This is a genomic window from Sphingomonas pruni NBRC 15498, assembly GCF_001598455.1.
Lineage (GTDB): Bacteria > Pseudomonadota > Alphaproteobacteria > Sphingomonadales > Sphingomonadaceae > Sphingomonas > Sphingomonas pruni.
In genome coordinates this window covers 24,423-44,885 of record NZ_BCYZ01000018.1, presented here as the reverse complement: position 1 = coordinate 44,885, position 20,463 = coordinate 24,423, and the positions used below count along the sequence as shown (strand labels likewise).

The following is a 20,463-nucleotide window of genomic DNA, read 5'->3' as shown; positions in this document are numbered from 1 at the left end:
TCCTACAACCCCACCCTTTTCTCCAACCACCGCGCCGCCGCATCGGGACTGACCTTCCCCACATCGCGATCGACCATGTAATTGGCCTCGCGCATCGCCTCGACCGGCACCCGCCCGATCAGCGGCTTCAACGCCGCGATCATCTGCGCATCCTTCGCGTAATGCGGCGCGATGATCAGGATCGCATCGTAATTGGGGATCGCCCCTCTGGGATCGTTCAGCACGGTCAGCCTGTCCGCCGCGATCCGCCCGTCGGACGAGAAAGCCGAGATCACGTCCGCCTGCCCGCTTTCCAGCGCGCGATACATGAAGGTCGGATTATAGGCATGCGCCGACCCGAACCGGATCGGATAGGCGGCGCGCACCGCTTTCCATTCGGGGCGTTCGAGGAATTCGAGATCGGCGCCGAATTGCAAGTCCGGCGCCTTGGCCACCAGATCGTCGAGACTGGCGATCCCCAAAGCCTTGGCGCGATCGCCGCGCATCGCGAAGGCATAGGCATTTTCGAACCCCATCCGCCCGAGCAGGTTGAGCCCCTGTTTCTCCTGCCAGCTGCGGATCGCCGCCAGCATCGCGTCGCGCGGCGGCGTGTCGGTCCGTTTCATCTCGTTGGTCCAGATCGTGCCGGTATAGTCGACCGCGACATCGACATCGCTCGACGTCAGCGCCGCGAACATCACGCCCGAACCCAGCCCTTCCTTATAGCGGACGCGATAGCCCGCCGCCTCGAGCCTGTGACCGATCATCCGCGCCAGGATATATTGTTCTGAAAAGCCCTTGGCGCCGATCGTCACCGTCTCCTGGCGCGCGGGCAGCATCGGCAGCAGCGCGACCATCACGCCGAGCGCGAGCAAGCCGAATGCGATCCACGCGCCGAGCCGCTTGCGCCGCGCGATACCGCGCTCGATCACGCCGAGCAGCGCATCGACCGCGAGCGCCAATCCCGCCGCGGCGGTGCACCCTGCGAGAACCAACGCCCAATTTTGTGTTTGCAGCCCGGCGAAGATCATATCGCCCAGGCTCGGCTGGCCGACCGTGGTCGACAGTGTCGCCGCGCCGATCGTCCATACCGCGGCGGTCCGGATCCCGGCCATCAGCACCGGCGCGACCAACGGCGCCTCGACCAGCCGCAATTTCTGCCACGCCGTCATGCCGACGCCATCGGCCGCCTCGATCACCGCGGGGTCGATCCCGGCGAGTCCGGTCACGCCGTTCCTGAGGATCGGCAGCAAGGCGTAGAGCGTCAGCGCGAGGAGCGAGGGAAGGAACCCCAATGCCGGAATCCCGCCGCCGACCAGGGTCGAGAGCGACAACAGGATCGGATAGAACAGCGCCAGTAGCGCGAGGCTCGGGATGGTCTGGATGAGGCTGGCAAAGCCGAGCACGATCCGCCCGACCGACGGCACCCGCGCCGACCACACCGCGAGCGGCAGGCTGAGGATGATTCCCAGCACTAGCGCGCTCATCGCCAGCAGCAGATGCTGCGCGAGGAGATCGGGGACACGCGTGAGGGCGTCGAGGAAGTCGGTCATCTAAAATCCTCCCCGGAACGGGGAGGGCGACCGCTCGCGAAGCGAGGGGAGGAGGGGCCCCTCCACGCATGCCCCTCTCGACCTGCTGCTCGTGGGTCGCGGGCCCCCTCCGCCAAGCCGCTATGCGTCTTGGGCCCCCTCTCCGTTCCGGGGAGGATTTTGGGACAGCCCGTCACGCACCCGACTCCAGCGCACCGAGCCGTTTCATCTGCTCGCGCGGCACCGCGACCAGAGCCTGCGCCGCGGCGCCGCCTTCACCGGCCAGCAACGCACGTGGCGCCGCATCGGAAACGATTCGCCCCTTTTCCATCACCAGCACGCGGTCGGCGAGCAGCAGCGCCTCGGCCATGTCGTGCGTCACCATGATCGTGGTCAGCCCCAGCCGATCATGCAGCGCGCGGATCGCGCCGCCCAATTGGTCGCGCGTGACCGGGTCGAGTGCGCCGAACGGCTCGTCCATCAACAGCAGGCGCGGCTCGGTTGCGAGCGCGCGCGCCACGCCGACGCGCTGGCGCTGCCCGCCCGACAAGGCGTCGGGCATCCGCGCGGCGACGTCAGCCGGAAGATCGACCAAGCCGAGCAACTCGGCGACGCGGGCGCGCGGGTTCTTTTCTCCCTCCAGCCTGAGCCCGATCGCAACGTTCTCGGCCACCGTCATATGCGGAAGCGGAAACAGTCCGATATTCTGAAACACATAGCCGATCCGCCGCCGCAGCCGAAACCGATCCTCCACGTCGATCGCCTGCCCGTCGATCGTGATGCTGCCCGCGCTCGGTTCGATCAGCCGGTTGATCGTCTTGAGCAGGGTCGATTTGCCCGACCCCGAGCTCCCGACCAGCGCGACGAAGCTGCCGCCGGCGATCTCGACCGAGACGTCGTCGACCGCGACGGTGCCGCCCGGATAGGATTTGGTTACGCCGGAAAGGGCGACGGAAGGGCCTGGCGGACTCACGCGGACGTTGTGCGGAACGATTGCGACAGGGTCAAACGCTCGAATTCGTCACCCCGGGCTTGTCCCGGGGTCCACTGTGCCGCAATCCTGCGCCAAGAGGCTCCGTGGATGCCGGGACAAGCCCGGCATGACGACGGTGCGAAGGGGGCGGGGAATGACGACCAAAGCAATCTTCATCACCGGCGGCGGATCGGGCATCGGGCGCGCGGTCGCCCAGCGTTTCGCGCGCGAGGGTTGGCGTGTCGGTCTTGCCGACGTCAACGCCAAGGGATTGACCGAGACCGCCGCATTGCTGCCCGCGGGCATGAGCGACACCTACATCATGGACGTGCGCGATCGCGATTCGTGGAAGACTGATCTCGACGATTTCACGTCGAAGACCGGCGGCCGGCTCGACGTACTATTCAACAATGCCGGGATCGGCACCGGCGGCCCGATCGCCGAAATGAGCTTCGAGGATCTCGACCGCGTCGTCCAGATCAACCTGGTCGGCGTGCTCAACGGCGCCAAGATCGGCCATGCCTATCTGGCGAAGACGCCGGGATCCTGCCTGCTCAACACCGCCTCGGCCTCGGCAATCTATGGCTCGTCCGGCCTGTCGGTCTATTCGGCGACGAAATTCGGCGTGCGCTCGCTGACCGAGGCGCTCGATGGCGAATGGTATGGCGACGGCATCAAGGTCCGCGACCTCGTCCCCGCCTTTATCGACACGCCCCTGCTCCAGGGACCGATCGAGGGCAGCAATCGCACCATTCGCGAGACGGTGACCGAGGGCGGGCTGGAACTGAGCAGCGCCGCCGACGTCGCCGAGGCGGCGTGGCAAGCGGTCCATGGCGATGCCGTCCATACCTATGTCGGCAAGACCGCCTTCCGGATGAAATTCGCCGCGCGCTGGATGCCGGGCCAGCTCAGGAAAATGATGCGGCGCGGGATCGCGAGCCGGGACTAGCCGGCGCCGACATCCCGCCTGGATTGTTGATCCAGTCATCATTCGCTAATATTGATTCGATCAATATTGTGGATGAAGCGACATGACGATTCGAGACGAGCAGGATGTGGCCGTGCTGCGCGGCTTCAATCGAATCTATACCAGCCGACTCGGGCTGCTCGACGCACATCTCGACGACAGCCCGTTCACCTTGAGCGAAGCGCGCATACTCTACGAACTGGCCAATCGACCGGATCCGACCGCCGCGGAAATTGCCCGGGCGCTCCGTCTCGACCCGGCGCAGATGAGCCGCACGATCAAGCGGTTCGCCAATCGCGGCCTGGTCGCGACGCGCGATGACCCATCGCATGGCCGCCATCAATTGCTGTCACTGACCGAGCAGGGTCGCGCAGCCTTCGCTGCACTGGAGAACAATACGCGCCACGCAATCGGCGCGTTGCTGGACGGATTGCCGCCGCTCCGGCGTGCGGCGATGCTCTCCGCGGCCCGGTCGATAACCCGTATTTTCGAGGACGAAGCACCGCCCCGGCCTATACTGCGTGGGCTCGAGCCCGGCGATCTCGGCATGGTAATCGCGCGACAGGCGATCCTCTATGCGGAGGAATATGGCTGGAATAGCGACTATGAAGCGCTCGTTGCGCGCATCCTCGCCGACTTCCACCAGTCCTTCGATCCATCCTGCGACGCGGCGTGGATCGCGGAGATGGACGGGCGGATGGCGGGCTCGATCTTCCTGGTTCATGGCGATGAGCCCGATGTCGGCAAATTGCGTTTGCTCTATGTCGAGCGCGAGGCGCGCGGCGCCGGGGTCGGCAAGATGCTGGTCGCCGCCTGCGTCGACCGGGCACGCGAGGTCGGATACAAGCGGCTCGATCTTTGGACCAACAGCGTCCTGGCCGCCGCGCGCCGGATATATGAGCGCGCCGGTTTCGTGCTGACGGACGAAGCGTCGCACCATTCATTCGGCAAGGACCTGATCGGCCAGACCTGGTCGCTGGCGCTTTGACGCCGCACCGGCCGCGGCCTATGGCGATGATCGCGAGCTCGACATGGCGCGCAGCCTGAGCCGGCAAATATCGCTGAGTTTGCCGTGCTCTTGCTCTGGCCAGAAGGCGGATATTGCGGCACTAGCGAAAAATGCCCGGCGTGACCCAAGAGCGAAGGCCGACCATCAGCCTGATCATCCCCGCTTATAACGAGGAGGAATATCTTCCCGCCTGCCTCGACGCGGTTATGCGCAACGTCGCCGGCAAGGCGGCGGAAATCATCGTCGTCGACAACAACAGCACCGACCGCACCCGGGAAGTGATCGAGCGTTATCCCGGCGTCACCTATGTGTTCGAGCCGGAAAAAGGGATTACCCGGGCACGCCAGCGCGGCTTCCTGTCGGCGACGGGCGATATCCTGGCCTATGTCGATGCCGATACGCATCCGCCCGCGGGTTGGATCGAGCAGATCTGGGAGCATTTCGAAAAGCGCAACGATCTGGCCTGCCTGTCGGGGCCGTACAGCTTCTATGACCTCAGTGGCTTGCGCAACAAGGTCTCGAGTGGTTGGTTCGTCGCCGCGCGGCCGCTCTACAACATCACCGGCTATATGATGGTCGGCGGCAATTTCGCCATCCCGCGCGACGTGCTCGAACGGATGGGTGGTTTCGACAGCTCGATCGAATTCTATGGCGAGGACGTCGACATCGCCAAGCGCGCCAAACGACAAGGCAAGGTGCTGTTTTCTCCGCGATTCGTGATGCCCACCTCGGGACGGCGGATGAAGAAACAGGGCTTCGCCAAGATCGCCGGCATCTATTTCCTCAATTATTTCTCGATCGTCTTCCGGGGCAAGCCCGCCACCAAGGGCTATGAGGATATCCGCTAGACGAACTGCGACCGCCGCTAATCCACCAGTTCGTCGATCGCCTCCGCCATCGCGATATCACGATGCGACAGTCCGCCGGCATCGTGCGTAGTCAAGGTGATGTCGACGCGGTTCCACACGTTCGACCATTCGGGATGATGGTCGTGCTTTTCGGCCAACAAGGCGACGCGTGTCATGAACGCGAACGCCTCGCTGAAATCGGCGAAGGTGATGCTGCGGCTGATCGCGTCGCGGCCTTCGTCATAATCCCATTCGTCGAGTTCATCGAGCGCTTCGCCGCGTTCCTCGTCGCTCAGTTGTTCGACCATCGCCTTCTCCCTTGCTTGCCGCCGCGATGGATAACGGCCTATGCCGCTCGTCATGAGCGGGCAAGAGGGCGCATATGTCGCGCCGAGCGCACAGGAGATCGAGGCCATCGCGCGCCGCACGCTCGCGGCGTTGCCCGACGAGTTTCGCCGCCATCTTGGCGACGTCGTGCTGATCGTCGAGGATTTCGCCGATGACGAGACGCTGAAGGCACTCGATATCGAAAGCCCGTTCGATTTGACCGGCGTCTATCATGGCCGTCCGATCGGCGAGAAGTCGTCGATGGAATCGGGCGCTATGCCCGACCGCATCCACCTGTATCGCCGCGCGATCCTCGACGAATGGGTGGAGGACGGCGAAGATCTGGCGACGCTCGTGCGCCACATCGTCATACACGAAGTCGGGCACCATTTCGGCCTGAGTGACGACGACATGCATCGGCTGGAGGACGAAGCGTGAGCTCTCTCGCATCATCCACGTCTCACCTGTCGTCGTCCCCGCGAAAGCGGGGACCCATCACCGACGCGATCGACGGGCGGTACGGGCGCGAGATGGCCCCCCGCTTTCGCGGGGGTGACGAGAAATGCTGACCTTCGACGCCGTCACTTGTGTTCGCGGTGGCCGAGCGCTGTTCGAGGGCCTGTCGTTCACGCTCGAACAGGGTGGCGCGGCGCTGGTCACCGGCCCCAACGGCGTCGGCAAGTCGAGCCTGATCCGTCTCTCCGCCGGACTGCTCGCCCCTGCCGCCGGCCGCATCACCGGCGACGCGCCACGTGCACTGCTGACCGAGCAAAGCTCGCTCGACGAGGAATTGCCGCTGGCCCGCGCGCTCGCTTTCTGGGCGCGGCTTGATGCCACTACCGGCAAAGTCGTGGGTGCACTCGACGCCCTTTCGCTGAGCGATCTAGCCGACATCCCCGTCCGCTTGCTGTCGACCGGCCAGCGCCGCCGCGCCGCGATCGCGCGCGTCATCGCCAGCGGCGCACCGCTCTGGCTGCTCGACGAGCCGGCCAACGGGCTGGACAAGGCCGCACTCGGCCTGCTTGAAACCGCGATCGCCACGCATCGCGCGGCGGGCGGCGCCATATTGATGGCGAGCCACACGCCGATCACCTTGTCCGACGTCATTGCGATCGATCTGGCCCAGCTGTCATGCCAGTCGGAGCGGACGGCATGAGTTCGCCCCTCCTCCATCTCATCGCCCGCGACCTGCGCCGCGCCTGGATCGGCGGCGGAGCGTTGCTGCCGGTGGCCTTCTTCCTGCTGGTCGCGATCCTGTTTCCCTTCGCGATCGGCCCCGACGCCAAGCTGCTCGCGCGGGTCGGCGGGGGAATATTGTGGGCGGCGGCACTGCTCGCGGCACTGATCCCGATCGAACGCCTCGTCGCGCCGGACATGGCAAGCGGGGTGATCGACCAGTTGCTGACACGCGGCCAGTCCGCCGCCACGATCGCCTTCGCCAAACTGATCGCGCATTGGCTCGCCTTCGCCCCGCCGGTCCTCATCGCGGCGCTGCCCGCGGCGGCGTTGCTCGACCTCTCCAGCGAGACGCTGGTCCGGGTCGAAATCGGCCTGCTGATCGGCACTCCCGGTCTCGCCGCGCTCGCGCTCGCGACCGGCGCATTAGTAGCGGGGCTGCGCGGCGCCGGCGCGATCGCCGGCCTGCTGCTGCTGCCGCTCGCGGTGCCGTTATTGATCTTCGGCGCCGGCAGTCTGGACGGCGGCGTCGGCGCGCTCAAGCTGCTCGCGGCGGTCAGCCTGGTGCTGGTGGCGGGAGCGCCGTTCGTCGCCGGTGCGGCGATCCGCGCCGGGCTGGATTGAGGACTAAGCGGGCGCTCAGAACGACCCGCAATTGCTCGGCGCCCGTCCTCCGGCGAAGCGCGCATCGATCCAGCCAAGCGTCGCCTCCGCATCAGTGCGGGCGACGGTGCCGTGCTCTCCGCCCGGTACCGAGACGAACCGAACGGTCTTGCCCGCGGCACACGCGGCGCGGGCGAAATCGCGCACCACGGCCGGCGCGACAATGGTGTCGCCGGTCCCGGTGGCGATCAAAGCCGGCACCTTGATCGCAGCGGCCGACGGGCTGTTCTCGCGCATCAGTCGCCCCCACGGCTGTTTCGCGCCGAGGTCGAGATTGCGGATCGCGCGTTGGGCGATAGCGATGCCGATGATCGTGCCGAGCTTCGGCTTGGCGTCGAAGTTGACGCAATTATTGTCAGCCAGCCGGGTCATCACGTTCTGAACCGAGCGCGGCCCCAGGGTCGACATCGGCGCGCCATAATAGCGCGACCAGCTCGTCGCGGTATAGGCTGTCAGCAAGGCACGCACGCGAGCGTCGCTGCCTTCCTTGAAATTGCGGTGCAGGTCGGTCGGCGGCACGATCGCCGCGATCCCGACGAGTTGCAGATCGGACGCGTAGCTCGACCACAGCTGCCCGGTCCACAGCGCGGCATGCCCACCCTGCGATTCGCCCCAGACGGCGAAGCGCGAGCCTGCATCGGCCTCGGGAATGCTCCGCGCGGCACGGATCGCGTCGAGCGTCGACTTGCCCTCGCTGGCGCCGACCAGCACAGGATGGACCATGTCCGACCCGAGCCCGGGATAATCGGGCGCGACCACTGTATAGCCGCGGCGGACGACGTCATCGAGCGCGGGGATCAGCGTGAAGTTGGTATTGCCCAGCGACGGCGCGCAGCGCTTTGCGATGCCGATCAGGCCATGCGTCCAGGCGATCACGCGTCGCGGGCCGGCAGCGGAGCGCTCCCTGGGAGCGATGACCATGCCGGTGACCCGGATCGGCTGGTTGCGATCCCCGCTGGTCCAATATTCGATCCGCCAGGCCCGCATATTGGCGGGAGCGTCCCCAACGGGTTGCGCGGCGATGAGCGTGCCCGCGCGCTGAGCGAAAGCGGTGCGAGGAAGGACAGCCAATGTCGCCGCCAACAGGATGGTCAAGGTGCTCAGAAACCGATGCATTGAGCCGCTCCCAGCAATGTCGGCGGACGATAGCATGACCGCCGCGCGGTGGAAAATCGGCAGCGTCGTCGCACGACGCGACGACCTCGAAACGGGTAGCGACGTCATTGCCTGCCTGTCTGATCCGCGCCACACATGGCGGTAATTATAGACAGGAGTGGAGCCGCATGAGCGCGACAGACATGGCCGATTGGGATGCTACCGAAACGGCCGCGGCCATAAGATCGGGCGCAGTGTCGGCGCTCGAAGTCGTGGATGCAGCGATCGCGCGCGCGCAAGCGCTCGACCCGAAACTCAATTTTCTGGTGACCGACGATTTCGAGCGCGCCCGGCAGCGTGCCCGCGTCCCGCTTGGCGACGGGGCGTTCGCCGGTGTGCCGTTTCTCATCAAGGATCTGGACGATTTCGTCGGCCTCCCGACACGTCTCGGAACGCGCGCGACGGCCGGGATAGCGGCGGCGACCCGGCAAGCGCCGCTGATCGACGGCATGCTGGCGACGGGTCTCAACCCGATCGGCAAGAGCGCGACGCCCGAGCACGGCTTTCTGCCGACCACCGAGCCACTGGCGTTCGGGCCGACGCGCAACCCCTGGGATCCGGCGCGGTCGGCGGGCGGATCGTCGGGCGGGGCGGCGGCCGCGACCGCCGCCCATGTCGTGCCGTTCGCGCATGCCAGCGACGGCGGCGGCTCGATCCGCATTCCGGCCTCCTGCTGCGGCCTCTTCGGTCTCAAGACGTCGCGCGACCGCACCCTGGCGACCGATCCCGGCCATTTCCCGATGCCGCTCAGCGTTCAGCTCTGCGTCTCGCGCAGCGTTCGCGACAGCGCCACGTTGCTCGCCGCGGTCGAGGCTAAGGATTCGGGCCTGCCGCCGGTCGGAATGATCAATGGGCCGTCGGCGCGGCGGCTGCGCATCGGCCTGGTGCTCGACAGCGTGTCCGGCCAGTCGCCCGATCCCGAGGTCGCGACCGCGATCGAGACCATGGCGGCGCTGCTCGGCGATCTCGGCCATCGCGTAGAACCAACCGCCTGGCCGGATGCGATCGTCGGCATGTCCGACCCGTTCCTGCTGACCTGGTCGCAGGGGGCCGCCAATCTGCTGGCCGAGGACGGCCGGCGACTGGGCCACACGCCGGGGATCGAGGATGTCGAACCCTTCAGCCTCGCCATGGCGGCAATCATCGCAAGCGCGCCGGACGGCGCAGTCGACCAAGCCGTCGCGTACCTCACCTCGCTGCGCAGCGTCTATGACGCGTGGCTCGGGCAGTTCGATATGATCCTGTCGCCCGTCCTCTCGCTACCGCCGCCCGAGATCGGTTGGCTCGCCCCCGATTTACCGGTCGAGACGATGGCAGAGCGCCTTACCCGCTATGTGGGCTATACCACGCCGTACAATGTGGTGGGCGCGCCAGCGATGAGCGTGCCCGGCGCGTGGTCGACGGCGGGCCTGCCGATCGGCGCCCAGTTCGGCGCGCCGGTGGGTGGTGAAGCGGCGTTGCTCGGGCTCGCCTATGAGATCGAAGCGGCCAGACCCTGGGCAGCCCGGCGTCCAACGATGTCCGCCTGACGAGTGAAAGTCAGCGCACCACGGGCTGGTAAGTGATGGCCACGCCGTTGATCCGCGCGACTTTCTCGAAGGTCCTGGCCCGCGAATCGTAACGGATCAGTAGCCGGTCGGGCGCCAGCCAGACCACTTCGGTCCACGGCCCGCCCCAAGCCGTCGCCACGGTGCCGCCGTCCGCAACAAAAGCATTGCCGGCGGTGGTCGGCGCGTCGCCGGCGCGGAGTACGGATACCTGCGTCGAGCGGCCCGTGGTCGCCCCGCAATCGCGCGAGAACATCGCGACCTGATGCTTGCCGTCGGGCGCTGGAGCGATCGACACTATGTCGTTGCGGCAAGCGTCATTGCAGCCCCCCGCCAGTAGGATGGCGACACCCAGCGCGAGCAGCCGCCTCACCGGCTCCAGCGCGCCCAGATCGCCGTCGGTAGCAAGAGTCCGCGCGCTTCCTCGCGCACGGCGAGTTCGCCGGCCTCGACCTTGCCGGGCAGATCGGCGAAAGCCTGGCTGACCAGTTCGCCGATCGCCAATGCGGACATGCGCACGGCATAGACGGTCAGGAACAGAAAGCGCGACTTGTGGTCGAGCAATTGGCGGCAGTCCTGGATCAGTCCGGGGAGTCCTTCCTCGAGCCGCCACACCTCCCCCTCCGGGCCGCGGCCGAATTTGGGCGGATCGAGCAGGATGCCATCGTAGCGCCTGCCCCGCCGGACCTCGCGCGCGGCGAACTTGGTCGCATCGTCGACCATCCAGCGTACCGGCCGGTCGTCGAGTCCGGCCAGCCGCGCATTGGCCCGCGCGCCTTCGACCGATTTCTTGGAGGCGTCGACATGGACCATCTTCACGCCCCTGGACGCCAGCGCGAGGGTGCCCACCCCGGTATAGCCAAACAGGTTGAGCGCCTCCGCCTCGTCGACGCCCGCCAGCCGTTCGCGCATCCAGGTCCATACCGGCGCCATGTCGGGGAAGAACCCCAGGTGACGAAAGGGCGTGGTCTGCGCGGTGAAGGCGACATCGCTCCACTTCATCGGCCAGCCATCGCGCGGCACCTGGCCGCTATATTGCCAACGGCCGCCGCCTTCCTCGTCCGATCCGGGAATGAACTCCGCATCGGCCTTCCACTCGGCACTGGCCGGCGCCCACATTGCTTGCGGCTCGGGGCGAACGAAGCGGAAGCGGCCATAGCGTTCGAGTTTGCGGCCATGGCCGGAATCGACGAGGCCGTAATCGGCCCAGGGCTCGCCGATCATTGTGTCGAGCTTCATGGTCTGGGCTCCAATCTGCCCTCACCCTTCCGGCGCTTCGCGCCTCCCTCCCTCTCCCGTCGGAAGAGGGAAGGGGCCCATCGCGTTAGCGATGGGAAGGGTGAGGGCAGGTTCGTCATGCTTGCGCCGTCTCAGCAATGTACGCGGTCACCGCCTCGAACGTCGCCGGCAAGGTCTCATATCGTTCCTCGCGATCGAACAGGTCGCCGACGCGCGCTGGCAACACCGGCCGCACGCCGGTCGCGCGCTCGACCGCGTCGCCGAATTTCGCCGGATGCGCGGTCGCCAGCGTCACGATCGGTGCATCCACGTCCGCCTGCCGCGCCGCGCCGAGCCCGATCGCGGTATGCGGGTCGATCACCTGCCCGGCACGCTCGCACGCCCAGCGCATCGCCAGCGCCATGTCGTCAAGGTCGATCCGCGCGCTCGACAACAGATGCGCGGCGCCCTCGCGCTGCTGGTTGGTCAGCCGCATCGCTTTGGATGCCTCGAACCCCGCCATCTGTGACGCCATCGCCGCGCCGTCGCGCCCGCCGACGTCGAACAACAAGCGCTCGAAATTCGAACTGACCTGGATGTCCATTGACGGCGTCGGTGTCGCAACCACGCCGGCGGCCGAATAGTCGCCACTCGACAGGGCACGATGGAGGATGTCGTTCACGTTGGTCGCGACGATCAGTTTCGCGACCGGCAGCCCCATCTTCGCCGCGACATAGCCGGCGAACACGTCGCCGAAATTCCCCGTCGGCACCGAAAAGGCGATCGCCCGCTCGGGCGCGCCGAGCCGCACGGCCGAATAGAAATAATAGACCACCTGCGCCATCAGCCGCGCCCAGTTGATCGAATTGACCGCCGACAGCGTCAAATGCCCGAGCGGCCCGGTCCCGGCGGCATTGGCGTTGAACATCGCCTTCACCATCGCCTGGGCGTCGTCGAAACTGCCCTCGATCGCGATATTGTGGACGTTAGGCGCCAACACCGTGGTCATCTGGCGGCGCTGGACGTCGGACACGCGACCCTTGGGGTGGAGCATGAAGATCTCGACGCCGGTCCGACCCGCGACGGCGTCGATCGCGGCCGACCCGGTATCGCCGCTGGTTGCGCCGACGATGGTCAGCTTCTGATCGGTGCCCTGGAGGAAGCGCTCGAACAACAGGCCAAGCAACTGCAGCGCGACGTCCTTGAACGCCAGCGTCGGTCCGTGGAACAGTTCGAGTAGCCAATGGTGATGGTCGAGCTGCACCAGAGGCGTCACCGCATCGTGCGAGAAACGGCCATAGGCCCGGGTGCACAGATCGCGCAGCTCGTTCTCGGTCAACGCGTCACCGACAAATGGCGCCATCACCCGCACCGCGGTTTCGACATAGGACAGGCCGGCCAGCCCGGCGATCTCATCGCGGCTCAGCGTCGGCCACGCCTCGGGGACGTAGAGCCCGCCGTCATTGGCCAGCCCGGCCAGCGTGACCTCACGAAAACCGAGCGCGGGCGCGGCCCCGCGCGTACTCACATAATGCATATTCACCCTTTACGCGCGCGACGGCGCAGCGCCAGCAGATAGATGATCACCGCAACCCCGGCGAACAGGAACCATTGCACCGCATAGGCGAGATGGTTGTTGGGGATCGAGTCGACGCTGGGCATCTCGTTGGCGCTCAGCCCGGGCGCCGGCGTGTCGGCGACGAGGAGCAATGGCTGGGGCGCCGATTTGCCGAAAAGGCTGGCGATCAGCGGTCGATCCGACGGCGCGTGGCTGATCATCCCGTTGACCTTGCCGCCGGCCCAGTGCGGCTTAAACTCCGGATCGTGCGTCGTGCCGAGCTGGACCGAGAAGCCCGGCCCTTCCGCCCCGGTCGCGCACCGCGCGATGACGCGGAAACCCGCCTTGCCCGCGCCGTCGAGCGCGAAGCTGACGGGTTTCAGACAGAACGCGCCAGCCTTGCGGAACAGCAAATCGTCGCCGATCGGCGGGTTGGGCAAGGCGATCGCCGGCTTCGATGGATTGGCGGCGAGCACTGCGAGTAAGGCGAGCTTCTGCTCGCGGCGCTGCAATTGCCAGAACCCGAGCCCGATCATCGCCGCCGCCGCGAGCACGACCAGGATCGTCGCGACGATTGGGAAGCGCTTCATCGCGGGCCCTCACTGCGATATTCGCGCGCCTTGTTGCGATATTCCAGCGCGAGCAGCCCTGCCTTCGAAACGCGTAATGCCCCCAGTACGGCGATCGCCGTCACCGGAATCCAAATGAGCAGATGAACCCAGAAGGGCGGCGACACCGATAATTCGAGTGTGATCGCCGCCGCCACGATTGCACCGCCCAGAACGAGGATCAGCAACGCGGCAGGGCCGTCGCCAACGTTGAACGTCGAAAAATCGAGTCCGCAGGCGCGGCAGCTATCGGCGAATCGTATCCAGCTGGCGAACAGGGTCGGCTTGCCGCATCGCGGACACAAACCCTTCAGCGCGACCTGAACCGGCGCGACCGCGGCGGGCGCAGGGCCCCCGTCGGGTCGCGTCTCGGTCATCAGCCGGCGTGGACGGGTGCGCCCCAGCCGCCCCAGACGTAGATGGTGACGAACAGGAACAGCCACACGACGTCGACGAAATGCCAGTACCAGGCAGCCGCCTCGAAGCCGAAATGCTGCTTCGGCGTGAAGTCGCCCTTGTACGCCCGGATCAGGTTGATGGTCAGGAAGATCGTCCCGACCAGCACGTGGAAGCCGTGGAACCCGGTCGCCATGAAGAACGAGGCGCCATAGTTCAGGCCCTTGAACGGGAACGGCGCTTCCGAATATTCATATGCCTGGATCGAGCTGAACAGCACGCCGAGCACGATCGTCAGCCACAAGCCCTTCTTGACGCCGTCATTCTCACCGACGCCGATCAGGCCCCACAGGCCCTTCATCGCGCCGCCGCGCTGATTGTGGATCAGCGCATGGTGCGCCCAAGTCACCGTGGTGCCCGACAGCAGCAGGATGATCGTGTTGAGCAGCGGGAACTGGAAGGCGTTGATGACCTCGATGCCCTTGGGCGGCCAGACCGAGGCGGCGGCGATATTCTCGGTCGCCAGGCTCGCCGTCTTGCTCGCGGCGTCCCATACGACCGGCGCCGGGAACAGCGAGAAGTCGAAGAACGCCCAGAACCAGCCGACGAAGAACATCACTTCCGACGCGATGAACAGCACCATGCCGTAGCGCATGTGGAGCTGCACGACCGGGGTATGATCGCCCTGATGCGCTTCCCTGATGACGTTCGACCACCAGGAGAACATCGTGAACAGCACGCAGATCAGGCCGAACCCGAACACGAGCGAGCCGTAGTGCGCGCCCTTCATCCACATGATGCCGCCCGACGCCAGCACCAGCGCGGACATCGCGCCGATCATCGGCCAGGGATCGGGTTGCAGGATATGATAATCGTGGTTCTTGGCGCCGGCCATGTCGGTCCCCGTTAGACTGGTTTGATTAGGCCTCTAGCTTGACGTTTTCGCGGAATCTACCGGGTAAAACGTATAGCTGAGCGTGATGGTCTGGATATCGCGTGCGTCCGGATCCTTGAGGATCGCCGGATCGACGAAGAAGATCACCGGCATGCGTTGCGACTCGCCGGGCTTGAGCGTCTGCTGAGTGAAGCAGAAGCACTGGATTTTCTTGAAATATATCCCCGCCTGCGCTGGGGTGACGTTGAACGTCGCCGTGCCCGTCAGCGTCTGGTTCGACGTGTTGGTCGCGTCGAAGAACGCCATGTCGCGCGCGCCGATATCGATCGTTTCCGACTCGTTCTCGGGCTTGAAATTCCATTTGAAGCCAGGCGCGACGTTGGTGTCGAACGCGACGGTGACCTTGCCGTCGACCGCGCCGGGCGCACGCAACGCGCGCCCCGTGGTGCCGTTGAGGCCCGTCGCCTGGCAGAAGATGCGATAGAGCGGCACGCTGGCCCAGGCGAGGCCGGTCGAGCAACATACGCCGATCGCTGCCAAAATCGCTGTCCGTGTCGTTCGTTGCATCGCCATCACCCGTGTGACCAACCCAACCCGATCTTGGCGATTGCAAGCGCGAAGATCAGGATCACCAGTACGCCCAGCACCAGCGCCAGAGCGAGCGCGTTGCGGCGTTGCGCCGCGAGTCGCTGTTCGTCGGGAGTCATGCCAGCCACCGATCGGCGACAACCGCGCCAAACAGAATGAAGAGATAGGCAACCGAATAGCCGAACAGGCGCTTTTCGGGGCGCATGCGATCGTCGGCACCGGTCGTGCGGAAGGTGACCTGGGCGGTCAGCAGCGCGAACCACGCCGTGGCCACTGCCGCTACCCAGCCGTAGATCGCCCCGGTCAGGCCAAGCGGCCAGGGCGCCACCGCGGCGACCGCCATCGGGATGGTATAGAGCCCGATATGGAGGCGGGTCGGCCGCTCGCCCGCGACTACCGGCAGCATCGGGATGCCGGCATTGGCATAATCGGTCTTCACGAACAGCGCGAGCGCCCAGAAATGCGGCGGCGTCCATAGGAACACCAGGGCGAATAGCAGCAACGGCAACGGCGCGAGGCTACCCGTCGCCGCCGCCCAGCCAATCAGCGGCGGGAAGGCACCGGCAGCACCGCCGATGACGATATTCTGCGGCGTCCGCGGCTTCAGCCAGATCGTGTAGATGAAGACGTAGAACAGGATCGATGCCGTCAGGATGCCCGCCGCGAGCAGATTGGTGGCAAGCCCCATCAGTAGAACCGAGAAGACGCCCAGCCCGACGCCGAATTGCAGCGCCGAGTCGCGGCGCATCCGCCCAGCTGGCAGCGGCCGTCCTCGCGTGCGCTTCATCTTGGCGTCGATATCGGCTTCGAACCATTGATTGAGCGCTCCCGCCGCGCCCGCACCGAGCGCGATGCACAAGATGGCGGTGAAGCCGATCACCGGGTGGATCGCGACAGGTGCCGCCAACATGCCGCACAGGCCCGTGAAGACGACAAGCGTCATCACCCGGGGCTTGGTCAGCGCCAGGAAATCGCGCCAGTCGGCGGGAAGAGCGATCGTCTCGGTCGTCATGGGTTGAGGGGCCTATAAGCGGCTCGCGGCGACATGCAAAGCCGATGCGCCGAAACGAAAACGCCCCGGAAACTTCCGGGGCGCTCCGTTGCCGGATCAGTACCGATCAATGATGGTGGGAATCACCCCCGTCTATGACGGGCAGCGTCTCGAACTGGTGGAACGGCGGCGGGCTCGACAGCGTCCATTCGAGCGTCGTCGCGCCTTCGCCCCACGGGTTGTTAGGCGCCTTCTTCCCCGCGACCAGCGACCAGATCAGGTTGACGAAGAAGATCGCCATGCCCGCGGCCATGATCATGTACCCGACGGTCGCGACCGTGTTGTAATGCTCGAAAGCGTTCGGATAGTCCGGATAGCGCCGCGGCATGCCCTGCAGGCCCAGGAAGTGCATCGGGAAGAACAGCACGTTCACGCCGATGAAGAACACGATGAAGTGAAGGATGCCGAGGAACTCGTTGTACATCCGGCCCGACATTTTCGGGAACCAGTAATAGAAGCCTGCGAACAGCGAGAACACCGCACCGAGGCTGAGCACGTAGTGGAAGTGCGCCACCACGTAATAGGTGTCCTGCATGTAGTCGTCGACGCCCCCATTGGCGAGGACGACACCGGTCACGCCGCCGACGGTGAACATGAAGATGAAGCCGAGCGCCCAGACCATGGGGGTCTTGAAGCTCATCGAACCGCCCCACATCGTCGCGATCCACGAGAAGATCTTGATGCCGGTCGGGACCGCGATGACCATCGTCGCGGCGGTGAAGTACATCTTGGTGTTCACGCTGAGACCGGTGGTGAACATGTGGTGCGCCCACACGATGAACCCGACCACGCCGATCGCGACCATCGCGTAGGCCATGCCGAGATAGCCGAACACCGGCTTCTTGGAGAAGGTCGCGATGATCTGGCTGATCATGCCGAAGCCCGGCAGGATCATGATGTACACTTCGGGATGGCCGAAGAACCAGAACAGATGCTGGTAGAGGATGGGGTCACCGCCGCCTTCGGCCTGGAAGAAGGTCGTGCCGAAATTGCGGTCGGTCAGCAGCATGGTGATCGCCGCGGCGAGCACCGGCAGCGCCAGCAACAGCAGGAACGCGGTGACCAGCACCGACCACACGAACAGCGGCATCTTGTGCAGCGTCATGCCCGGCGCGCGCATGTTGAAGATGGTTGTGATGAAATTGATCGCGCCCAGGATCGAGCTCGCGCCCGCCAGGTGCAACGACAGGATCGCCATGTCGACCGACGGTCCAGCCTCCTGCGTCGATAGCGGCGCATAGACCGTCCAGCCGGTCCCCGCGCCGCCGTCCGCGCCACCGAAGAAGGGCGAGGCGAGCAGGAGGGTGAAGCTGGGGATCAGCAGCCAGAACGAGATGTTGTTCATGCGCGGGAACGCCATGTCCGGCGCACCGATCATCAGCGGGACGAACCAATTGCCGAACCCGCCGATCATCGCCGGCATGACCATGAAGAACACCATGATCAGCCCGTGTGCCGTCACCAGCACGTTCCACAGGTGGCGCGCCTGGTCCATGTTGACGTCGCCGCCGCCACGGATGTGATTGAGCGTATTGGCCCATTGGCCGAGGAACTGGATGCCCGGATGCATCAGCTCGGCGCGCATCAGGCCCGAAATCGCGCCGCCGATGATCCCCGCGGTGATCGCGAAGATCAGGTACAGCGTCCCGATGTCCTTGTGGTTGGTCGACATGAACCAGCGGGCGAAGAAGCCCGGCTTGTGGTCCGCGTCATGATGATGCTCGTGGCCGCCATGATGCGCCTCGAAGGCGTTGGGCGTGAGGGCAATATCGCTCATTGATCAGTTTCCGGTGTTGCCGGCACCCGCCGGGTTGGCGGTGGCGGCTTGATTCGTAACGGGCGCCGGCGTTGCGGCGTTGCCGGCGGTCGGGCCCGCGGGCGCGGCCGCATTGGCGTCGGCCGGAGCCGAGGCATTGGCGTCGGCAGGCGCGGCTGCCGCCGGCTCGGCGGCCCCGGCAACCTTGCCGCCCTTGGCGACCACCCATTTGTTGTAGACATCGAGCGGCACGGCCTCGACCGCGATCGGCATGTAGCCGTGCTTGGGCCCGCATAGTTCCGAACACTGGCCGAAATAGAGGCCCGGCTTCTCGATCGTGAAGCTGGTTTCGTTCAGGCGGCCCGGGACGGCGTCAAGCTTGATCCAGAAGGCCGGGATCGCCCACGAGTGGATCACGTCGGCCGAAGTGGTCTGGAGACGGATCGGTACGCCGACCGGCAGCACGACGCGATTGTCGACCGCGAGCAGGCGGGGGCCATCATCGTCGGTGCGCGCGCGCTCGCCGGGAGCAACCTCATCCTTTTCCTTGAGCAGGTTCGAGGTGATCTCAAAGCCGCCATTGTCGGGATACGAATAGGTCCAATACCATTGGTTGCCGGTCACCTTGAGCGTGATTGCGCTCTTCGGAGGGGGCGCGAACTGCGCCTGGAGCAACCCGATCGAGGGGATCGCCAGGACCACGAGGATCAGGACCGGGACGAGCGTCCAGACGACTTCGATCGCCGTGTTGTGCGCGGTCTTCGACGGCACCGGATTCGACCGGCGGTTGAACCGGATCATCACGATGAAGAGAAGGATCAGCACGAACACCGAAATGATGGTGATCGTCGGCACCAGCCAGTGATTGTGGAAGCCGGCGGCGCGCTCGCCATTCTTGGTGACCTGGGGCTGCAGACCGATTTCGCCGTCGACCGGCTGGCCGATACCGGCCGTCGGCTTCATCGGCGGCGCGCCGTCCATCGACAGCAGCGGATCGTTCGCGGCCGGTGTCGCCGCGGCCGGAGTCGCCTTGGCGTCCGCCGCCGTGGCAGCGGTAGCGGCAGGAGCCGTCGTCGTCGCTGCCGGAGTCGCGGCGGTCGCGGGCGGCGGTGCCGCGGGCGCCTGTGGCGCGGCCTGGCCGGCGCCGGCGAGCATCAGCCCCGCCGCCAGCATCGCAGTTTTCACACCGATAAAGCGCATATTGTCGCGTCACCCTGTTCAAAGCATTTGAGCCGCGGCAGCGGCCCGGTCAGTCGCGGGTTTGGCCCGTCTGGCCCGGGCCTATACGCCGCTCGCATCGCAATCTTCAAGCGCGGGAGTCGATTTTCGCAGCGACATGGCGTTGCGCGCCTCGAACCGGACCCGTATCTGGGGCGCCAGATGAGCGGTTTCCCTTCCGAACGCCTGCGCCTGGGCGTCAATATCGACCATGTCGCGACCGTGCGCAACGCGCGCGGCTCGGGCTATCCCGACCCCGTGCGCGCCGCCTTGCTTGCGGCCGATGCTGGCGCCGACGGGATCACCGCGCATCTCCGCGAGGATCGTCGCCACATCACCGACCAGGATATCGCGCGGCTATCGGCCGAGCTTCCGATTCCGCTCAATCTCGAAATGGCGGCGACCGACGAGATGCTGGAGATAGCGCTGCGTCATCGCCCGCACGCCGCCTGCATCGTTCCCGAAAAGCGCGAGGAGCGCACCACCGAAGGCGGGCTCGATGCCGCCGGCCAGCATAATCACTTGGCGCCGATGGTTCGCGCATTGGGCGCGGCCAATATCCGCGTGTCGCTGTTCATCGAGCCCGATCCGCGCCAGATCGAGGCGGCGATGAGTCTCGGCGCGCCGGTCGTCGAGATCCATACCGGCCGCTATTGCGAACTGGACGGCGAAGAACGCGCCGTCGAACTCCGCCGAATCGCCGATGCCGCCGCGCTCGCCGCCAAGAACGGGATCGAAGCGCATGCCGGCCACGGCCTGACCTTCGACAATGTCGTGCCGATCGCCGCGATCGCGCAGATTCGCGAACTCAATATCGGCCATTTCCTGATCGGCGAGGCGATCTTCGACGGGTTGGCGCCGGTGGTGCGGCGGATGCGCGCGCTGATGGACGAGGCGCGGTGAAAGTAGCCGACGACAAGGTCCTCCCCGAGCTTGCTCGGGGAGGGGGACCATCGCGGAGCGATGGTGGAGGGGCTAATCTGGTACCGCCCAGGCCCC

General features: G+C 65.9%; 23 protein-coding genes. 8 read left to right on the top strand and 15 right to left on the bottom strand.

All coding sequences use genetic code 11. The features are described 5' to 3' along the window. Positions 1-2: 2 nt before the first annotated feature. Positions 3-1,532, bottom strand: a complete 1,530-nt coding sequence (locus SPR01S_RS07585; RefSeq protein ID WP_066587414.1) for an ABC transporter permease/substrate-binding protein — start codon at positions 1,530-1,532, stop codon at positions 3-5. Between the two features lie 172 nt (positions 1,533-1,704). Further along, positions 1,705-2,484: an ATP-binding cassette domain-containing protein gene (locus SPR01S_RS07580; protein WP_066587411.1), complete on the bottom strand. Its 780-nt coding sequence runs from the start codon at positions 2,482-2,484 to the stop codon at positions 1,705-1,707. A 154-nt stretch (positions 2,485-2,638) separates the two neighbouring features. On the opposite strand from SPR01S_RS07580, the gene SPR01S_RS07575 reads away from it, so the two are divergent. From SPR01S_RS07575 to SPR01S_RS07565, 3 genes are all read left to right on the top strand, one after another. Next, positions 2,639-3,433 (top strand): SDR family oxidoreductase, encoded by a 795-nt coding sequence (locus tag SPR01S_RS07575; protein ID WP_066587408.1) that lies wholly within the window; start codon positions 2,639-2,641, stop codon positions 3,431-3,433. 82 nt (positions 3,434-3,515) lie between these two features. Next, positions 3,516-4,439, top strand: a complete 924-nt coding sequence (locus SPR01S_RS07570) for a bifunctional helix-turn-helix transcriptional regulator/GNAT family N-acetyltransferase (RefSeq protein WP_066587406.1) — start codon at positions 3,516-3,518, stop codon at positions 4,437-4,439. Positions 4,440-4,579: 140 nt separating this feature from the next. Further along, positions 4,580-5,308 (top strand): glycosyltransferase family 2 protein, encoded by a 729-nt coding sequence (locus SPR01S_RS07565; RefSeq protein WP_169803394.1) that lies wholly within the window; start codon positions 4,580-4,582, stop codon positions 5,306-5,308. A 17-nt stretch (positions 5,309-5,325) separates the two neighbouring features. Here the strand turns inward: SPR01S_RS07565 and SPR01S_RS07560 are convergent, their stop codons facing one another. Then, on the bottom strand, positions 5,326-5,670 hold the full coding sequence (locus SPR01S_RS07560) for a 4a-hydroxytetrahydrobiopterin dehydratase (protein WP_084251021.1): 345 nt from the start codon (positions 5,668-5,670) through the stop codon (positions 5,326-5,328). On the opposite strand from SPR01S_RS07560, the gene SPR01S_RS07555 reads away from it, so the two are divergent. The 3 genes from SPR01S_RS07555 (at position 5,657) to SPR01S_RS07545 (ending at position 7,435) form a co-directional block, all read left to right on the top strand. Continuing rightward, on the top strand, positions 5,657-6,073 hold the full coding sequence (locus tag SPR01S_RS07555) for a metallopeptidase family protein (RefSeq protein WP_066587400.1): 417 nt from the start codon (positions 5,657-5,659) through the stop codon (positions 6,071-6,073). The two genes, SPR01S_RS07560 and SPR01S_RS07555, sit on opposite strands and share 14 nt — an antisense overlap. Positions 6,074-6,197: 124 nt before the next feature. Next, on the top strand, positions 6,198-6,791 hold the full coding sequence (gene ccmA / locus SPR01S_RS07550) for a heme ABC exporter ATP-binding protein CcmA (protein WP_066587399.1): 594 nt from the start codon (positions 6,198-6,200) through the stop codon (positions 6,789-6,791). After that, a complete protein-coding gene (locus tag SPR01S_RS07545) occupies positions 6,788-7,435 on the top strand; it encodes a heme exporter protein CcmB (RefSeq protein WP_066587471.1) in 648 nt (215 codons plus the stop codon). Before ccmA ends, SPR01S_RS07545 begins: the two co-directional genes overlap by 4 nt. Before the next feature lie 15 nt (positions 7,436-7,450). Here the strand turns inward: SPR01S_RS07545 and SPR01S_RS07540 are convergent, their stop codons facing one another. Further along, complete coding sequence (locus tag SPR01S_RS07540; protein WP_066587390.1) at positions 7,451-8,590, bottom strand: alpha/beta fold hydrolase; 1,140 nt, start codon at positions 8,588-8,590, stop codon at positions 7,451-7,453. Between the two features lie 167 nt (positions 8,591-8,757). Between SPR01S_RS07540 and SPR01S_RS07535 the strand changes: the two genes are divergently transcribed. After that, positions 8,758-10,158, top strand: coding sequence for an amidase (locus tag SPR01S_RS07535; protein WP_066587387.1), 1,401 nt, complete (start codon positions 8,758-8,760; stop codon positions 10,156-10,158). Between the two features lie 10 nt (positions 10,159-10,168). Here SPR01S_RS07535 and SPR01S_RS07530 read toward each other — a convergent pair whose 3' ends face one another. The 11 genes from SPR01S_RS07530 to coxB form a co-directional block, all read right to left on the bottom strand. After that, positions 10,169-10,549, bottom strand: coding sequence for a hypothetical protein (locus SPR01S_RS07530; RefSeq protein WP_066587383.1), 381 nt, complete (start codon positions 10,547-10,549; stop codon positions 10,169-10,171). Next, positions 10,546-11,415 (bottom strand): class I SAM-dependent methyltransferase, encoded by an 870-nt coding sequence (locus SPR01S_RS07525; RefSeq protein WP_066587379.1) that lies wholly within the window; start codon positions 11,413-11,415, stop codon positions 10,546-10,548. Before SPR01S_RS07525 ends, SPR01S_RS07530 begins: the two co-directional genes overlap by 4 nt. Before the next feature lie 115 nt (positions 11,416-11,530). Beyond that, the gene (gene thrC / locus SPR01S_RS07520; RefSeq protein ID WP_066587376.1) at positions 11,531-12,931 is read right to left on the bottom strand and encodes a threonine synthase; all 1,401 of its coding nucleotides are present in this window, start codon (positions 12,929-12,931) and stop codon (positions 11,531-11,533) included. Positions 12,932-12,933: 2 nt separating this feature from the next. After that, entirely contained in the window at positions 12,934-13,542 is a 609-nt protein-coding gene (locus SPR01S_RS07515) for an SURF1 family protein (RefSeq protein ID WP_066587373.1), read from the bottom strand. Further along, positions 13,539-13,937: a DUF983 domain-containing protein gene (locus SPR01S_RS07510; protein ID WP_066587366.1), complete on the bottom strand. Its 399-nt coding sequence runs from the start codon at positions 13,935-13,937 to the stop codon at positions 13,539-13,541. The genes SPR01S_RS07515 and SPR01S_RS07510 overlap by 4 nt, the downstream gene beginning before the upstream one ends. Then, positions 13,937-14,851, bottom strand: a complete 915-nt coding sequence (locus tag SPR01S_RS07505; protein WP_066587360.1) for a cytochrome c oxidase subunit 3 — start codon at positions 14,849-14,851, stop codon at positions 13,937-13,939. Before SPR01S_RS07505 ends, SPR01S_RS07510 begins: the two co-directional genes overlap by 1 nt. Before the next feature lie 33 nt (positions 14,852-14,884). Next, positions 14,885-15,424, bottom strand: a complete 540-nt coding sequence (locus SPR01S_RS07500) for a cytochrome c oxidase assembly protein (protein WP_066587358.1) — start codon at positions 15,422-15,424, stop codon at positions 14,885-14,887. Beyond that, positions 15,424-15,558: a cytochrome c oxidase system small membrane protein gene (locus SPR01S_RS22115; protein ID WP_281178775.1), complete on the bottom strand. Its 135-nt coding sequence runs from the start codon at positions 15,556-15,558 to the stop codon at positions 15,424-15,426. The genes SPR01S_RS07500 and SPR01S_RS22115 overlap by 1 nt, the downstream gene beginning before the upstream one ends. After that, the gene (locus tag SPR01S_RS07495; RefSeq protein WP_066587356.1) at positions 15,555-16,451 is read right to left on the bottom strand and encodes a heme o synthase; all 897 of its coding nucleotides are present in this window, start codon (positions 16,449-16,451) and stop codon (positions 15,555-15,557) included. The genes SPR01S_RS22115 and SPR01S_RS07495 overlap by 4 nt, the downstream gene beginning before the upstream one ends. A 106-nt stretch (positions 16,452-16,557) precedes the next feature. Next, positions 16,558-18,267 (bottom strand): cytochrome c oxidase subunit I, encoded by a 1,710-nt coding sequence (gene ctaD, locus SPR01S_RS07490; RefSeq protein ID WP_066587353.1) that lies wholly within the window; start codon positions 18,265-18,267, stop codon positions 16,558-16,560. A 3-nt stretch (positions 18,268-18,270) separates the two neighbouring features. Then, positions 18,271-19,446, bottom strand: a complete 1,176-nt coding sequence (coxB, locus tag SPR01S_RS07485) for a cytochrome c oxidase subunit II (protein WP_066587351.1) — start codon at positions 19,444-19,446, stop codon at positions 18,271-18,273. A gap of 180 nt (positions 19,447-19,626) precedes the next feature. Between coxB and SPR01S_RS07480 the strand changes: the two genes are divergently transcribed. After that, positions 19,627-20,367: a pyridoxine 5'-phosphate synthase gene (locus SPR01S_RS07480; protein WP_066587349.1), complete on the top strand. Its 741-nt coding sequence runs from the start codon at positions 19,627-19,629 to the stop codon at positions 20,365-20,367. The last annotated feature ends 96 nt before the right edge of the window (positions 20,368-20,463 follow it).

Excerpts from the sequence above, each read along its gene's own strand:
- SPR01S_RS07510 (WP_066587366.1), bottom strand. The coding sequence starts at position 13,937 with ATGACCGAGACGCGACCCGACGGGGGCCCTGCGCCCGCCGCGGTCGCG.
- SPR01S_RS07540 (WP_066587390.1), bottom strand. The coding sequence starts at position 8,590 with ATGCATCGGTTTCTGAGCACCTTGACCATCCTGTTGGCGGCGACATTG.
- ctaD (WP_066587353.1), bottom strand. The coding sequence starts at position 18,267 with ATGAGCGATATTGCCCTCACGCCCAACGCCTTCGAGGCGCATCATGGC.
- SPR01S_RS07555 (WP_066587400.1), top strand. The coding sequence starts at position 5,657 with ATGCCGCTCGTCATGAGCGGGCAAGAGGGCGCATATGTCGCGCCGAGC.
- coxB (WP_066587351.1), bottom strand. The coding sequence starts at position 19,446 with ATGCGCTTTATCGGTGTGAAAACTGCGATGCTGGCGGCGGGGCTGATG.
- SPR01S_RS07480 (WP_066587349.1), top strand. The coding sequence starts at position 19,627 with ATGAGCGGTTTCCCTTCCGAACGCCTGCGCCTGGGCGTCAATATCGAC.
- SPR01S_RS07545 (WP_066587471.1), top strand. The coding sequence starts at position 6,788 with ATGAGTTCGCCCCTCCTCCATCTCATCGCCCGCGACCTGCGCCGCGCC.
- SPR01S_RS07515 (WP_066587373.1), bottom strand. The coding sequence starts at position 13,542 with ATGAAGCGCTTCCCAATCGTCGCGACGATCCTGGTCGTGCTCGCGGCG.
- SPR01S_RS07495 (WP_066587356.1), bottom strand. The coding sequence starts at position 16,451 with ATGACGACCGAGACGATCGCTCTTCCCGCCGACTGGCGCGATTTCCTG.
- SPR01S_RS07585 (WP_066587414.1), bottom strand. The coding sequence starts at position 1,532 with ATGACCGACTTCCTCGACGCCCTCACGCGTGTCCCCGATCTCCTCGCG.
- SPR01S_RS07525 (WP_066587379.1), bottom strand. The coding sequence starts at position 11,415 with ATGAAGCTCGACACAATGATCGGCGAGCCCTGGGCCGATTACGGCCTC.
- SPR01S_RS07570 (WP_066587406.1), top strand. The coding sequence starts at position 3,516 with ATGACGATTCGAGACGAGCAGGATGTGGCCGTGCTGCGCGGCTTCAAT.
- SPR01S_RS07535 (WP_066587387.1), top strand. The coding sequence starts at position 8,758 with ATGAGCGCGACAGACATGGCCGATTGGGATGCTACCGAAACGGCCGCG.
- SPR01S_RS07500 (WP_066587358.1), bottom strand. The coding sequence starts at position 15,424 with ATGGCGATGCAACGAACGACACGGACAGCGATTTTGGCAGCGATCGGC.
- SPR01S_RS22115 (WP_281178775.1), bottom strand. The coding sequence starts at position 15,558 with ATGACTCCCGACGAACAGCGACTCGCGGCGCAACGCCGCAACGCGCTC.
- SPR01S_RS07505 (WP_066587360.1), bottom strand. The coding sequence starts at position 14,851 with ATGGCCGGCGCCAAGAACCACGATTATCATATCCTGCAACCCGATCCC.
- thrC (WP_066587376.1), bottom strand. The coding sequence starts at position 12,931 with ATGCATTATGTGAGTACGCGCGGGGCCGCGCCCGCGCTCGGTTTTCGT.
- SPR01S_RS07575 (WP_066587408.1), top strand. The coding sequence starts at position 2,639 with ATGACGACCAAAGCAATCTTCATCACCGGCGGCGGATCGGGCATCGGG.
- SPR01S_RS07560 (WP_084251021.1), bottom strand. The coding sequence starts at position 5,670 with ATGACGAGCGGCATAGGCCGTTATCCATCGCGGCGGCAAGCAAGGGAG.
- ccmA (WP_066587399.1), top strand. The coding sequence starts at position 6,198 with ATGCTGACCTTCGACGCCGTCACTTGTGTTCGCGGTGGCCGAGCGCTG.